The following is a 13,833-nucleotide window of genomic DNA, read 5'->3' as shown; positions in this document are numbered from 1 at the left end:
CAGTACATTTTCAGACAAGTTAATTTGCTGACTCATGTTACCCCTCCGCAGAGCGGCCTTTCTGAGGGAACAACCCTCTAGGCTTTTTCTGAATAAATAGAATGATGAAGACAAGTACCAGGATTTTCGCCAGCACAGCACCGGCCCATGGCTCCATGACTTTGTTCGCGATACCCAGAGACATACCCGCAACCAGTGTTCCCCACAGGTTGCCGACACCGCCAAATACCACCACCATAAATGAATCAATAATGTAGGCCTGCCCAAGGTTCGGACCAACGTTGGTCAACTGGCTCAGGGCCACACCGGCAATACCGGCAATACCGGAACCCAGACCGAATGTCATAGCGTCCACCCATTCCGAACGAACCCCCATGGCTCTTGCCATACTCCGGTTCTGCGATACTGCGCGAACCTCAATCCCCAGACGGGTGTAACGCAGAATGAAAAACAGCGCCGCAAACACCACCAGACAGAAGCCAATGATGTATAACCGGTTAAGGGTAAGACTTAATAATGGGTTGATCTCAATCACCCCGGTCATAAAATCCGGTGTTGCCACTGAACGGTTCAGCGGAGAGAAAATAGTCCGTACTGCCTGTTGCAGAACCAGACTGATACCAAACGTCGCCAGCAGGGTTTCCAGTGGCCGGCCATACAGGAAGCGGATAACACCACGTTCAATCAGAATACCCACCGCCGCGGACACCAAAAATGCCGCAGGTATGGAGACAAAGATAGAAGCGCCAATGCTGTCGGGCATCAGTGTCTGAATCACATAAGTGGTATACGCACCCAGCATCATCAGCTCGCCATGTGCCATATTGATAACGCCCATCACACCAAATGTAATGGCAAGACCAATGGCTGACAGTACCAGTACGGAGCCAAGGCTCAGGCCGAAAAACAGAGTCTGGGAAAACTCCGCCACTTTAGCGCGCTGCTCAATTAGCCCCAGCGCTTTATTAGCCTCTTTTAGTAATACGCCTTCGGCTCCGGCAGAAACAAAACGATTGATCGCGTTACGCGCCTCTGGCTGGTAACTTTCCCCCAGCACCTGAAGTGCATGTTGTTTTACCGAAGAGGAAGATGCTTTGGCATTTAACTCATAAATGGCGACCGCGACCGAGATCAGTTCTTTCACTGACGCATCAGATTCAACGTCTAACCTCGATGTCAGGCGTTGATACAGTGTGGCTTCCTGTGTCCCCATTAATTGAGTCACAGCATTGCGCCGGATATCGGCTTCCGGTGATGACAGGTTCAGCCGCGCAAGTTCAGATTTTATCTGTCCACGCAGCTGGTTATTCAGCGGAACCCTTTTTACTTTACGTTTACTAACGATAACTGATGATGTGGCATCTTTAGTAAATAGATCCTGAATTACGTACTTATTGTCCTGTTTGCCCTGAATGGTCACCAGCTTCTGTTCTTTCTTATGCCGGTACAAATCACCGCTCAACAGGAGTGTCAGTACTTCAGTTGAACGAGGGTCGTTACTTTGTCCGAGAAGAGAGACGCCTTTTTCGACATCAGAAAACTTTGATGTCACAAGATACTGAAGCGCCTGATTAAATTGAGTGTCTTGTTCCGTTGCCGATTGTGCGCTAACAGTTGTTTCTGCATGTACGCTAATGGCTCTGCTAAATAAAAGAAACAGGACCAGCAGTTTGACAGCTGTCTGTAAAAGATGACGAGCCCCGGCTAATGGAATATTGGTTGCGAATACCATGAAAATACCTCTGGTTTCAGCGTAAATCCTTTACCTAAACACACCGGATAACAGAGCTACCCATAGTAATAGCTCTGTTATCCATAAAGTGATCAGGTTAGTAGTTCTGACCTGAACACTTACCTGTTTTCACGTTGTAGTTACCGCATGAAAGAGGTTGTCTCCAGTCAGAGATAAGGTCTTTAGAACCCGGCAGGAAGTCAGACCATGCGTCACCAGCCACCAGGCCGGATGTTTTCCATACTGTCTGGAACTGACCATCGTCCTGAATTTCGCCGATAAGTACCGGCTTGGTAATGTGGTGGTTAGGCATCATAGAAGAATAGCCACCTGTCAGGTTTGGTACTGAAATACCGATAAGCGCATCACCAACGGCTTCAGGGTCTGTAGTACCGGCTTTCTTCACCGCTTCAACCCACATGTTGAAACCGATGTAATGTGCTTCCATCGGATCGTTGGTCACGCGATCTTCATCTTTGATGAACTTATGCCACTCTTCGATGAAATCATCATTCGCATCAGACTCGTCGCTCATGAAGTAGTTCCAGGCTGCCAGATGCCCTACCAGTGGCGAAGTATCCATACCGGAAAGTTCTTCTTCACCGACAGAGAAGGCAACTACCGGGATTTCATCTGCAGTAATACCCTGGTTACCCAGCTCTTTATAGAAAGGAACGTTAGCGTCACCGTTTACGGTAGAAACCACTGCAGTTTTCTTACCGGCAGAACCGAATTTCTTAATGTCAGCCACAATTGACTGCCAGTCAGAGTGACCGAAAGGCGTGTAGTTGATCATGATGTCTGAATCAGCCACACCTTTCGCTTTCAGATAAGCTTCCAGGATCTTGTTAGTAGTACGAGGATACACATAGTCAGTTCCCGCCAGAACCCAGCGCTTAACACCCTGATCCATCAGGTAATCAACGGCAGGAATAGCCTGCTGGTTTGGCGCGGCACCGGTATAGAATACGTTTTTGGAAGACTCTTCACCTTCATACTGAACCGGATAGAACAGCAGGCTGTCCAGTTCTTCAAAGACTGGCAGAACAGATTTACGTGATACAGACGTCCAGCAGCCAAATACTGCATCCACTTTGTCTTTAGAGATAAGCTCACGCGCTTTTTCTGCAAACAGAGGCCAGTTAGAAGCCGGGTCAACCACTACTGGCTCCAGCTTTTTACCCAGCAAACCGCCTTTTTTATTCTGTTCATCAATCAGCATCAGCATAGTGTCTTTCAGAGTGGTTTCACTGATTGCCATTGTCCCGGACAGAGAGTGCAACACACCGACTTTAATCGTGTCTTCTGCGGCCACCGCCTGACCACCGAATAACGATGCTGCCAGAATCGCACTTGAAAGTAGTTTCCTTTTCATTCGTATTCATCCTTAAATTAATTTTTCAGTTCCAAACAAACTTTTCCGGGTATCCGTTCACCTGAGGTTCAGGTTAACAACCCGTTAATGAGCCGTTTTAGTATTGAAAAAAACACGCAGGATGAATATGCGCAGATCAGGTCAAAGAACTACGTCAAATAACGCATAGGCAGAATTATTGACAATAATATATACTAGCGCGCGAGGACAGTTGAGCCTTACCCGGTTGCAAGGAGTGCAGCCCGGAATTATTTATTATGGATGAAAGAACACCCCACTATGCCAAAGGTTCCGGTAAACCGACGCAAATACAATAAGCTCGTCGCCAACGAGATGCTGGAGGATTTCGCGCTGCGTTTTACAGCGAAACGCGCCCGAAAATGGTCAGCGACATGGATAGCCAATACCGCTCTCGGTATTGTTTCTTTTCTGGTTCTGGAGGCGCTTGGGGGGTCGATCACCCTTTCCTACGGTTCAGTCAATGCGTTATGGGCAATCGCCGCCGTTTCTGCTGTGGTTATTTTCAGCGGTATCCCTATCTGTTATTACGCGGCCAGATATGGTGTAGACGTTGACCTCCTCAGCCGGGGAGCAGGGTTTGGCTATATCGGCTCCACGATTGTTTCTCTGATTTACGCTTCTTTCACCTTTATCTTTTTCGCCCTGGAAGCGGCCATTATGTCCATGGCACTTGAATTGCTGTTTGGTGTCCCGCTGGTCTGGGGATATATCATCAGTGCCGTTGCGGTGATCCCTCTGGTGATCCTTGGCATCACCCATATCAGCCGTTTTCAGATGTGGTCACAGCCATTATGGCTGATCATGCAGCTATTGCCCCTGTTCTATGTCTTTACCCACCCGGAATCACAGATTGACGGCTGGCTGGCCTATGGCGGAATAAATGAAGCCGGGGACAGCTTTAACTGGTTAATGTTTGGTGGTGCATCTGCTGTGTTGCTGGCCGTTGTGGCCCAGTTAGGTGAACAGGTAGACTTTCTTCGTTTTCTGCCGGAACAAAAACAGTGCGGCCGTGTGAAGTGGTGGCTGTCCATGTTATTTGGCGGGCCGGGCTGGATGCTGTTTGGTGCAGCAAAACTGGTACTTGGAAGCTATCTGGCCTGGCTGGCTATCAGTCATGGCTTTGGGGTCTCTGTAGCCGGCGACCCTGCCCACATGTATCTCACGGTCTTCAGCTATATGACTGAAAACACCAAGCTGGCTCTGCTGGCTGCTGGTGTATTTGTGATTATGTCTCAGCTGAAGATCAACGTCGCCAACGCTTATGCCGGCTCACTGGCCTGGTCAAACTTCTTTTCCCGGCTTACCCACAACCATCCGGGACGCGTTGTCTGGATGATATTTAATGTCGTTATTGCGCTGTTATTGATGGAATTGGGCGTCTATCAACTGCTGGAAAAAACACTGCAGGTCTATTCTGTACTGGTACTGGCATGGATAGGCAGTCTGGTTGCAGACCTCATTATCAACAAGCCGCTGGGGTTAAGCCCTCCGGGTATCGAATTTAAACGTTCGAAATTGTATGACATCAACCCCGTCGGGCTAGGCTCCATGTTAATTGCCTCTTCTGTCGGAATCGCCGCTCATCTGGATATGTTTAATGAAGAGGCGAAAGCCTTTGCCTCATATATCGCATTCGCTCTGCCCTTTATTACCGCTCCGGCTATTGCATGGTTAACTAAGGGGCAGTTTTATCTGGTCACCTCAGGGACTGATATTCCGGTCAACCAACATTCAGAGCTAATCTGCTCTGTTTGTGAACACACTTTCGAACCTGAAGATATGGCCTATTGCCCGGCTTACGGAGGACACATCTGTTCCCTGTGCTGCTCTCTGGATGTGCGGTGTCATGACAAATGCCGGCCAAAGGCGACCATTCTTCAGCAGATAAAAACGCTGCTTACCCCGGCTATCCCCGAGCCATGGCTGAACAAACTATCAGCCCCGGTTAGCCAGTTTATTATTGTAATGGCAATGGTCAGCAGCCTTATGGCGGCTATTTTTATGATTGCCTACAGCCAGATCCCTTCTCTGGCCCCGGATAATATGCATACCATCACCGGAGGAATGCTTAAGTCCTTTGTGATACTGCTTATCCCTATCGGCATTATCAGCGGCCTGTTTGTTCTGGCCCGCAATAGCAGCCGAACCGCCATCACTGAATTGAAAGCCCACGCCCAGCTGCTCACTCAGGAAATCAGTGCCCATGAAAGAACCTCCAAAAAGCTGGAAAAAGCCAGAAAGTCTGCGGAAACTGCCAATAACGCGAAAAGTCGTTATTTAGCCGGGCTCAGCCACGAGTTACGTACCCCGCTTAATGTTCTTCTTGGCTATGCACAATTACTTTGTGATGACAGAAAGCTTGATCAGCAAACCAGAGATTACGCCAATATTCTGCAGCGTAACGGTAACCACTTATCAGACTTACTGGAAGGCCTGCTTGAGATATCGAAAATTGAAGCGGGACGTCTGGAATTGCAACGGGACGAGTTTAACCTTCCAACCATGCTGGATCAGCTTGCTGACATGTTCAGTATGGAGGCATCCAAAAAAGGGCTTACGTTTGAGTATCACCCATGTACTAACCTGCCGGTACATATTGCTACCGATAAACAACGGCTAAGACAAATACTGATCAACCTGCTTAATAACGCTATTAAATATACGAAACAGGGTAAGGTCTGTTTTACGGTTACATACAGGAATCAGGTGGTCTGTTTCTCCATTCAGGACACAGGAATAGGGCTATCAGAGCAGGATATCCAGCACATTTTTAATCCCTTTGAGCGGGTACAGACAAACCATACCCGAACCATTCACGGAACCGGCCTTGGCCTGACTATCTCAAATGCGCTTGCCGAACTGATGGGAGGGGAAATTTCCTGTCAGAGTGCGCTTAATTCCGGCAGTACTTTTACATTGAAAATGATGATTTCTGCCATCGAGAGTCCGGTTTTACTTCCAGAACTGGTCAATCAGACAGTTACTGGTTATGAAGGCGCTCAACAGACCATTATGGTGGTTGATGATATTGAAGATCAGCGCAACCTGGTCAGCAATATTCTGACACCTCTTGGCTTTATCGTGCTTCAGGCCGGCAGTGCGACTGAGGCGATGAAAATGGTGGAAGATCACCCTATCGATCTTTATATTCTGGACATTACCATGCCAGAAACCAGCGGCTGGCAACTGGCGATTCAGTTCAGGCAAAAGGGTATCCGCAGCCCGATTATGATGCTGTCGGCCAATATCCACGAACTGGAAAAAAGCAATATGCTGGCTCAGTATCATAATGATTATCTGAGCAAGCCCCTGTCACGCGAACAACTGCTGGCAAAACTGAGCAAGTTGCTTCCTATTGACTGGTGTTTTGAAGAAGAAATTATGTCTCCCGCCATAACCGAACAAAAAGAACAAAAAGTCATCCCGCCACGTGAAGAACTAACCCAGTTACTGGATTATGCAGAAATTGGGTTTATGTCCGCATTCTCGGAGAAGCTTGACGCAATGATAAATTCCGGTGTCACAAACGAAGCTTTTTTCGGCTCAATACGCAACGATGCATCACAATGCAACTTTGAAAAAATCGTACATAATTTGAATGAGTTAATAAATGAGCATTATTGAATCCAGTAACATTATTGTCTTAGTTGTTGATGACTCACCAGAGTCTCTCGGTATGCTGAATGCCACCCTGAATCAGGCCGGGCTTACCGTGTTAGTCGCACTCAGCGGCGCACAGGCATTATCGATTGTGGAAAAAGTTCAGCCCGATGTCGTACTTCTGGACGCAATCATGCCGGAAATGGACGGGTTTGATACCTGCCAGAAACTAAAAGAAAAATTGCCCTCTACACCGATTATTTTTATGACCGGCCTGAATGACTCAGAGCACGTCATACATGGGTTTGAAGTCGGCGGAGTCGATTATATTACTAAGCCTGTGGTTCCGGGCGAAGTATTGGCGCGCATTAAGGTACACAGCCACAACGCCAAACTGGCAAAGTCCGCACAAGTCGCGCTGGATTATGCCGGACAGTATATATTCTGCGTATCAAAACAAGGTCGTCTGGAATGGGCAACACCACATGCCCAGGAACTGATCGAAACAATAAACGGAGAGCTTCTGGAAACCTGGGCAAGTATCCAGCCGGATATCGCCCTGTGGTTGCTATCCGGAGAGCAGAAGGAACCTCTGTCTCTTAATCACTTTGATCCCCCTTTACAGGCTGAATACGCCGGAGAATATGATCAGCTACATTCTCTGATCCGACTGGTTACCCCAAAGAAGGTTGGAACGGAAGAAGACCTGCAGAGGGAACTGAATATCACCAAAAGGGAATCACAGGTACTGTACTGGCTTTCTTTTGGCAAAACCAACTGGGAAATTGCGACCATACTGAACATGAAACCAAGAACGGTGAACAAACATTTGGAGCAGATATATAAAAAACTGGACGTTGATAACCGCACTGCCGCCGCCAGTATCTCAATTCGCTTACTAGAACAGGTTTGATTTCTGCCTCTGATTAATTAATAATCAGCCACCTAATCAGAGGAGAAATCATAATGGGTAAGAAACAACGCCATTTAACTCCTGTTGAATCCCATCAGACTCAGCATAAAGATGTGGAAACAGGAAGAGGTCAGATTAATGACAATGCGCTGAAAGCACTGGTAACCAGTCCACTGTTTAAAGCCAAAGTAGAAAAAGCTAAAAAAGGTAAAGGCAGCTTCCAGAGGAAAGCGAAACATAGAGGCAAAGAGCCCTATTCAAAAGCAGCTTAAACGTTGATTTTGAACAGGGTTCTTTACTCTTAATCGTATTGAATGTATGACTGATCAGAAATATTTTTTCAGATCCGCGACGGAATCAAGAATGATGTCCGGCGTGACAGAGGAAGTCACCGCGATATCTTCACGATATTTACCGGTACGTACCAACGCGCCACAAATACCACTCTTTTGTGCTCCACCGATATCTGACTCAATATCGTCCCCAACCATCAGTATTTTTTCCTTCGGATATCCCAGCGCCTGAATGCCGGCACTGAAAAAAGCCTCTGAGGGTTTACCTATCACCACAGACGGCTTACCTGAGGCATACTCAAGGCCCGCAATAAAGGCACCAATATCGACCTGTAGCCCTTGCACTGTCTGCCAGTATTTACTCTTGTGGAGGGCAACTAACTCAGCGCCGGACATCAGCATCTGAAATACCCTGTTAACAATATCGTAGTTCCACACAGGCCCGATATCGCCAACCACGACAACATCAGGGTTCTCCTCTGATACAGAAAAAGCAGAAAACTCTTCCTTCACTGCATCGGCAACCAACAGATAACAGGATGCAGGATTGGTCTTTTGCAGATAAGCACTGGCTGCACACGGAGCGGTTAATATCTCATCGGCTTCGACAGCAAAACCAAGCCGCTGCATTTTATACGCAAGCTCACCACGGGATTTAGTGGTGGTATTGGTAACAAAACGATACGGGATATGTTTCTGTTTAAGGTATTGAACCGTCTCAACAGCACCATCGATCAACTGCTCACCAACAAACAGCACCCCCTCGAGGTCAAACAGAATACCGCTTATATTATCCAGACGATTCATACCCAGCCCTCTCTTATCTATCAATGGTAATTATAGGTCACAAGGGCTGAGCACAACTGACTTTACCCCTTACGCTGAAGAATAAACCCCTCTTCGGCTTCCACAATGTCCAACTCGGCCAGCGAATTGACATAATCATCAGACGGCGGCAGTTCTTCTTCAGAGTAGCGGCTCATAATGGCAACCGTCATAGATTGTGCCGCCTTACCAGCATTGAGCCCCGCGGGAGCATCTTCAAAGACAATACAGCCTTTAGCATCGAGCCCCAGCTTATCCGCGCCGAGCAGGAATGGATCCGGATGCGGCTTTCCTCGTTTCACTAATTCCGGAGTGATCAGAAATTCCGGCTCAGGTATTCCGCTGGCTTTAATCCGTGCGGTTGCAACAGGTAGCGTTCCGGAAGTCACTATCGCCCAGGGTACATTCAGCTCAGCGGCCCGCTGGATAAATTCAATACTTCCGGGTAGCGCGACGACCCCTTCAATATCAGTACTTTCTACTTCCACCAACCACTGAAACTCCCGCTCTATCACCTTTTCATCGGCTTCGGGTAAAAACATCTTAACGGTCTCGCGAGCCGGTCGGCCATGAAGCACTTTCTCTACCTCTGCAAAATCCAACCCATTCTTTTTACACCATCGCAGCCAGGCTCGATCGACAACCGCACCGGAATCGACCAGGGTTCCATCTAAATCAAACAGTAAGCCTTTAAAGTTCATACATTCTCTCCTTTATCGTTTCCTCTATAAAAACAGTTTAATAATGAAATCTCAACCCTAATATAGGCGCGCAACAATCGTCATGGAACCGGTAACAATAATTCCATATACTACTCTTAAGGCTGGAACCGGCCTGAATTTTAACGGATAGAATAAGGTGAAAAATATGAGTAAATCTGGATTCCCGGATAATTTCCTTTGGGGGGTGCCGTGCTTGGTTACACACCATGGGGCTGCATTGACTGTGTCTCTTTCACCACTGGAGAATACAAAAAGCGCTATGGCTTTATCTATGTTGATCGCCATGACGATGGAACGGGTGATTTTGCCCGTTCGAAGAAGAAAAGCTTTGACTGGTATAAACAGGTTATCCAATCAAATGGGGCAGATGTCTGATATAACTGACCGGTAAATAAAAAAAGGTGAATATTAACTGTGTTTTTATTTAACAAGTAATATTCGCCTTTTTTATTGACAGCTCATCTTATTCTTTTTTTACGATTCTTTGAGTTTTTCAGTAAGATACTCTTTAGCCAACCTGACAGAGCTAAATGTTTTTTCTGACAAATTATTCGCGAGGTTAGCCCTGTCTCTAAAGCCTTTAATCTGTTTTACCGCCTCATCACTTTTTATAACATAGGCACTTTCAATACAACCATGTTCAAGACAAACCGTCACTAACGTATTAATTCCCTTTTTGACCTCATCCGAAATATCATAAACATAATCATTGATAACCAATGCACCCCATTTCTCCTCTGTAAGATGTGGTACACACATATCGATGCTATTGATTACGTATTCAACCAAGTCATAAGTAATCAGGCCTCTATAGTCAATGACCATTAGATTTCTGTCAGTGTGAACGGAAACACTGCCGGTTGTCGTTTTAAAGATTAATTCATGTTCACTTCTTTGCGAAACATAATCTAACTTAGGAGTATGCTTTTGATATAACTCAACTAACTCTTCCCACTCTATAGGCTTGGATAAAAAGTAGCCCTGGGCCCGGTCGCAGCCAAGCTTTCTGACATAATCAAAGTGATGCTGTGTTTCAACGCCCTCCGCCACTACATTTAAATGATATAGTTCACCTAATTCCACGATAATATCAACAAGCAGTCTCTCTTCACAGCTATCAATATCAATAACGTCGATAAAAGAGCGATCAATTTTTAACGTATCAACAGGGTAGTTCATCAACTGTCTGAACGCCGTATAACCGGTGCCAAAGTCATCTAATGCAAGGTGTACCCCTAATGATTTAATGTCGTTCAATACAGAAATATGCTGCACATTATCAATAATCAAATGCGTTTCTGTAATTTCAAGTTCTAATTGACACGCAGGAACTGAGTATTTTTTTATTAATAAAGAAAGATCGTGAGCAAAGTTCTCATTTTTCAACTCCCATGCTGAAAAATTAACAGATATCGTTCCGTCAAACCGAAATTTATCTATTAACTCTTTCAATTTTTTAATTGATGACTCAATAACCCAATAGTCAATGTCTCTAATTAATTCACTACTTTCAGCAATTGGAATAAATTCGGCCGGACCACATGTGGATAACAACTCAGAAGAAGAGCGTAACAACGATTCTGCTCCTACTAACCTGCCATTCCGGCAGTCAAATACCGGCATATAAACCAAATAGAACGTCTCCTGTTCTAACGATAACTTTATTTCTTCCTCGATCAGAGCGTGTCTTTTTAGCTCTTCATCTAATGCTTTCGAATAAAACTGAAATCCGTTCTTGCCCTTTTTCTTCACCTGATACATCGCCGAGTCAGCCCTGACTAGCAATAGTTCAGCTTCGTCTGCATCGTCAGGACAAACAGAAATACCAATGCTCAATCTCACGTCATAATTCGCACCATCAAGATCAAATCCATTCTGGCATAAGCCAGCAACTCTTTTGGCTATATGTGCTATAGCATCGGTATTAGGCATGCCCATGAGAAGAACCGCAAACTCATCACCAGCCAACCTGGAAATTTCATAATCGGTATTTCTCAGAATCAACAATTCAGACGATCTCAGACTTTGATTCAGCTTTTTGGCAAAAGACTTTAACAGTAGATCACCAATATGATGACCAAATGTATCGTTAACATACTTGAAGTTGTCGATATCGATATACAACAATGCACTCTTTGTTCTATACCTTTCTGCATGGTTTATTGCCGTTTCTATAGAACTATTGAAGAATTTACGATTGGTTAAGCCAGTTAGATGGTCATATTTGGCCATTTTATTAAGTTCATCAAACAACTCTAAATAATTGTTGTTTAATGAGGCGACTTCATCTTTTCTTTCTATTTTAGTCAGTAAATTGTATCCGCCATTAATGGCTTCTTCCACTTGCTCGGTTAGAGACACTATCGGCCGTATAATCTGTCTCTGTATTAGCAATTTAAGAAGTATAAAAGTAATAATACTTATATTTATAACTACACTTATAATGGTATTTCTATAGGGTTCCATTTTTGACAAAAAGTATTCATCTGGAATTTCGATCGTAACAGATAAAAAGCTATCACTAGAAACCGTTCCTATATGCTTTTTGTCCACCTTGATTTCATGATGAATATCCCTATCAAAATTACTCACGACCCCTCTTGGATAAAAATTTATTTTAACATTATCATCAAAATTCCCTTTTAATAATTCTGTATAACGTTGTTCAACATCCAGATAAGATTCAATGACAGCCGTATAAGCATTAACATTACCGGGAAAACGATTACTAGTAATTGGTATGTCAGGAGAAAATGTTCTGAAAATGTTTAACAATGATTTACCATCATCATTATAGATTAACTCATATGATGTTGTTGCCAGTTCAACTGAACCTTTTTTTCCTATTTTCTTTGCCACATCATCAATATAAACATTGAGATTGTCTGACAAAACAGGAGTCGCAAACGGATCATTAAGATTAAAATGATATATACTCTCTTTCTTGTCATCCAAAATATTAAAAGATCGAACTTCACCAAAAGAAATACGAAAACCTTCTATATATTTAGACAACTGAGACTCAATAACCATCACAGAGAGATCTGTCTCAGACTCATTTAACAGCTGAGTGACTTCTACGCTGTTTAGGAAAAGATCTGTCATACCTCCTAATTCCAGAACATTTTTTTCCAGATCTTTTATTATATATTCAGATTCATATTTTAATTTATCTGTTACAGACTCAAGCATTATAGACTTCTGCGTATAATAAGAGTAGAGCCCGGCCAGAGAGAAAATGAAGAAGATGACAGGGAAGAGTATGTAGTTTACTTTTACTGATAGTCTCACGATGCTTCCTAGTCCTTGTCCAATACACTGATTATACGGTTTCTCAACCTCAAACCTGAAGTACCGATTGGTTTATATACCGTACTGCGGCTCAATGTCTCTGCATCCGGGAATAATTCTTCATCCTGTAAATAATCGTCGCTGACCAATTCTAATGCTGCTTGGTTGGCTGTCGAAAACCAGATCTCCTCCGCATTTTTAGCCGCAATATCGGGTCGGCTAATAAAATCCAGGAACATCAACGAGGCCTCATTCAGAGGTCTTTGTGCCACAGACGCAAAGCACTCGTACCAGATTAACGACCCTTCTTCCGGCACCGTATATTTCCAGTCATCCTGAGATGAGTCTTTAGCGATAGAGTACACTTCCCCTGAATAAACGACTGCCATATCCAGCTCAGAAGCTTCCCCTTTTTCCATAACATAGGAATTGGCGGTGCGAAAATCCAGCAAGTTACCTTTAGCTTCACTCAATAACTGATACGCTTCCTTTAGGGCGGATTCGTCCTCTTCCATTGGGTTATAACCAAGAGCCAGTAGTGCTACCGCAATGGTATCGATATCATCAAGTGGTATCATTACTGTGTTTTTATGCTCTTTGGCATAGTTAAACAGATCATTCCAGGAACGAACCGGACCAGGCACCTTATTTTCGCGATATCCTATTCCCATCGTACCCCATGTGTATGGCACACCATAGGAGCCGCACGCCTGTATCGCTTTGGGATCAATATTATCCGTATTCTTCAGAGTGCTAAAATCGATCTTGTTGAGAACACCGTTAGAGGCAAATACGCTAAGTGTGTACCCGTCCATGATGAATAAATCGTACGATTCGCCTCTGCTGCTCGATATCACTTCGTCCCTGAGCTTTTCACTCTCAAAATAGACCTGCTTAATCACATGGCCCGTCTCTTTTTCAAACTGGCGGAGTACCTCTTCGGAAAAATAGTCTTCCCACGTATAAATTCTGATTTCATCAGCAAAAGAGGAAGAAATCCCACCCAGAAAGCACAACAAAAACAGAGCAATCTTTTTATTCATATCCCGGCCTTCTTGACC

General features: G+C 44.7%; 9 protein-coding genes and 1 pseudogene. 4 read left to right on the top strand and 6 right to left on the bottom strand.

From position 1 onward, the window contains the following. Positions 1-37: 37 nt before the first annotated feature. Positions 38-1,732, bottom strand: coding sequence for an urea ABC transporter permease subunit UrtB (gene urtB, locus DI392_RS10720; RefSeq protein ID WP_109319904.1), 1,695 nt, complete (start codon positions 1,730-1,732; stop codon positions 38-40). A 97-nt stretch (positions 1,733-1,829) separates the two neighbouring features. Next, on the bottom strand, positions 1,830-3,107 hold the full coding sequence (gene urtA / locus DI392_RS10715) for an urea ABC transporter substrate-binding protein (protein WP_181388405.1): 1,278 nt from the start codon (positions 3,105-3,107) through the stop codon (positions 1,830-1,832). Between the two features lie 261 nt (positions 3,108-3,368). Here urtA and DI392_RS10710 point away from each other — a divergent pair, with 261 nt between their 5' ends. From DI392_RS10710 to DI392_RS10700, 3 genes are read left to right on the top strand one after another with little or no spacing between them, the layout of a single operon-like run. Further along, a complete protein-coding gene (locus DI392_RS10710; protein ID WP_109319902.1) occupies positions 3,369-6,752 on the top strand; it encodes a hybrid sensor histidine kinase/response regulator in 3,384 nt (1,127 codons plus the stop codon). Continuing rightward, positions 6,739-7,641, top strand: coding sequence for a response regulator transcription factor (locus tag DI392_RS10705; RefSeq protein ID WP_109319901.1), 903 nt, complete (start codon positions 6,739-6,741; stop codon positions 7,639-7,641). Before DI392_RS10710 ends, DI392_RS10705 begins: the two co-directional genes overlap by 14 nt. 53 nt (positions 7,642-7,694) lie before the next feature. Further along, a complete protein-coding gene (locus DI392_RS10700; RefSeq protein ID WP_109319900.1) occupies positions 7,695-7,913 on the top strand; it encodes an alternative ribosome-rescue factor A in 219 nt (72 codons plus the stop codon). Between the two features lie 54 nt (positions 7,914-7,967). On the opposite strand, the gene DI392_RS10695 is transcribed toward DI392_RS10700, so the two are convergent. Together DI392_RS10695 and DI392_RS10690 are read right to left on the bottom strand one after the other, a co-directional pair. Further along, entirely contained in the window at positions 7,968-8,741 is a 774-nt protein-coding gene (locus DI392_RS10695) for a TIGR01458 family HAD-type hydrolase (protein WP_109319899.1), read from the bottom strand. Between the two features lie 62 nt (positions 8,742-8,803). Then, positions 8,804-9,460: an HAD-IA family hydrolase gene (locus tag DI392_RS10690; protein WP_109319898.1), complete on the bottom strand. Its 657-nt coding sequence runs from the start codon at positions 9,458-9,460 to the stop codon at positions 8,804-8,806. 201 nt (positions 9,461-9,661) lie between these two features. Between DI392_RS10690 and DI392_RS10685 the strand changes: the two are divergent. Next, positions 9,662-9,856 (top strand): annotated as a pseudogene (locus tag DI392_RS10685) (family 1 glycosylhydrolase); the annotation flags it as partial. Between the two features lie 99 nt (positions 9,857-9,955). Here DI392_RS10685 and DI392_RS10680 read toward each other — a convergent pair. Further along, a complete protein-coding gene (locus tag DI392_RS10680) occupies positions 9,956-12,673 on the bottom strand; it encodes a putative bifunctional diguanylate cyclase/phosphodiesterase (protein ID WP_109319897.1) in 2,718 nt (905 codons plus the stop codon). A gap of 107 nt (positions 12,674-12,780) precedes the next feature. Then, positions 12,781-13,815 (bottom strand): ABC transporter substrate-binding protein, encoded by a 1,035-nt coding sequence (locus DI392_RS10675; protein ID WP_109319896.1) that lies wholly within the window; start codon positions 13,813-13,815, stop codon positions 12,781-12,783. Between the last annotated feature and the right edge of the window lie 18 nt (positions 13,816-13,833).

It is taken from the genome of Vibrio albus, assembly GCF_003144035.1.
Taxonomy (GTDB): domain Bacteria; phylum Pseudomonadota; class Gammaproteobacteria; order Enterobacterales; family Vibrionaceae; genus Vibrio; species Vibrio albus.
Note: the sequence above shows the minus strand (reverse complement) of the source record. Positions and strands in the feature narration are given on the sequence as shown.

What these genes read in the sequence shown, in the direction of transcription:
- urtB (WP_109319904.1), bottom strand. Translation starts at nt 1,732, where the DNA reads ATGGTATTCGCAACCAATATTCCATTAGCCGGGGCTCGTCATCTTTTA.
- urtA (WP_181388405.1), bottom strand. Translation starts at nt 3,107, where the DNA reads ATGAAAAGGAAACTACTTTCAAGTGCGATTCTGGCAGCATCGTTATTC.
- DI392_RS10710 (WP_109319902.1), top strand. Translation starts at nt 3,369, where the DNA reads ATGAAAGAACACCCCACTATGCCAAAGGTTCCGGTAAACCGACGCAAA.
- DI392_RS10705 (WP_109319901.1), top strand. Translation starts at nt 6,739, where the DNA reads ATGAGCATTATTGAATCCAGTAACATTATTGTCTTAGTTGTTGATGAC.
- DI392_RS10700 (WP_109319900.1), top strand. Translation starts at nt 7,695, where the DNA reads ATGGGTAAGAAACAACGCCATTTAACTCCTGTTGAATCCCATCAGACT.
- DI392_RS10695 (WP_109319899.1), bottom strand. Translation starts at nt 8,741, where the DNA reads ATGAATCGTCTGGATAATATAAGCGGTATTCTGTTTGACCTCGAGGGG.
- DI392_RS10690 (WP_109319898.1), bottom strand. Translation starts at nt 9,460, where the DNA reads ATGAACTTTAAAGGCTTACTGTTTGATTTAGATGGAACCCTGGTCGAT.
- DI392_RS10680 (WP_109319897.1), bottom strand. Translation starts at nt 12,673, where the DNA reads ATGCTTGAGTCTGTAACAGATAAATTAAAATATGAATCTGAATATATA.
- DI392_RS10675 (WP_109319896.1), bottom strand. Translation starts at nt 13,815, where the DNA reads ATGAATAAAAAGATTGCTCTGTTTTTGTTGTGCTTTCTGGGTGGGATT.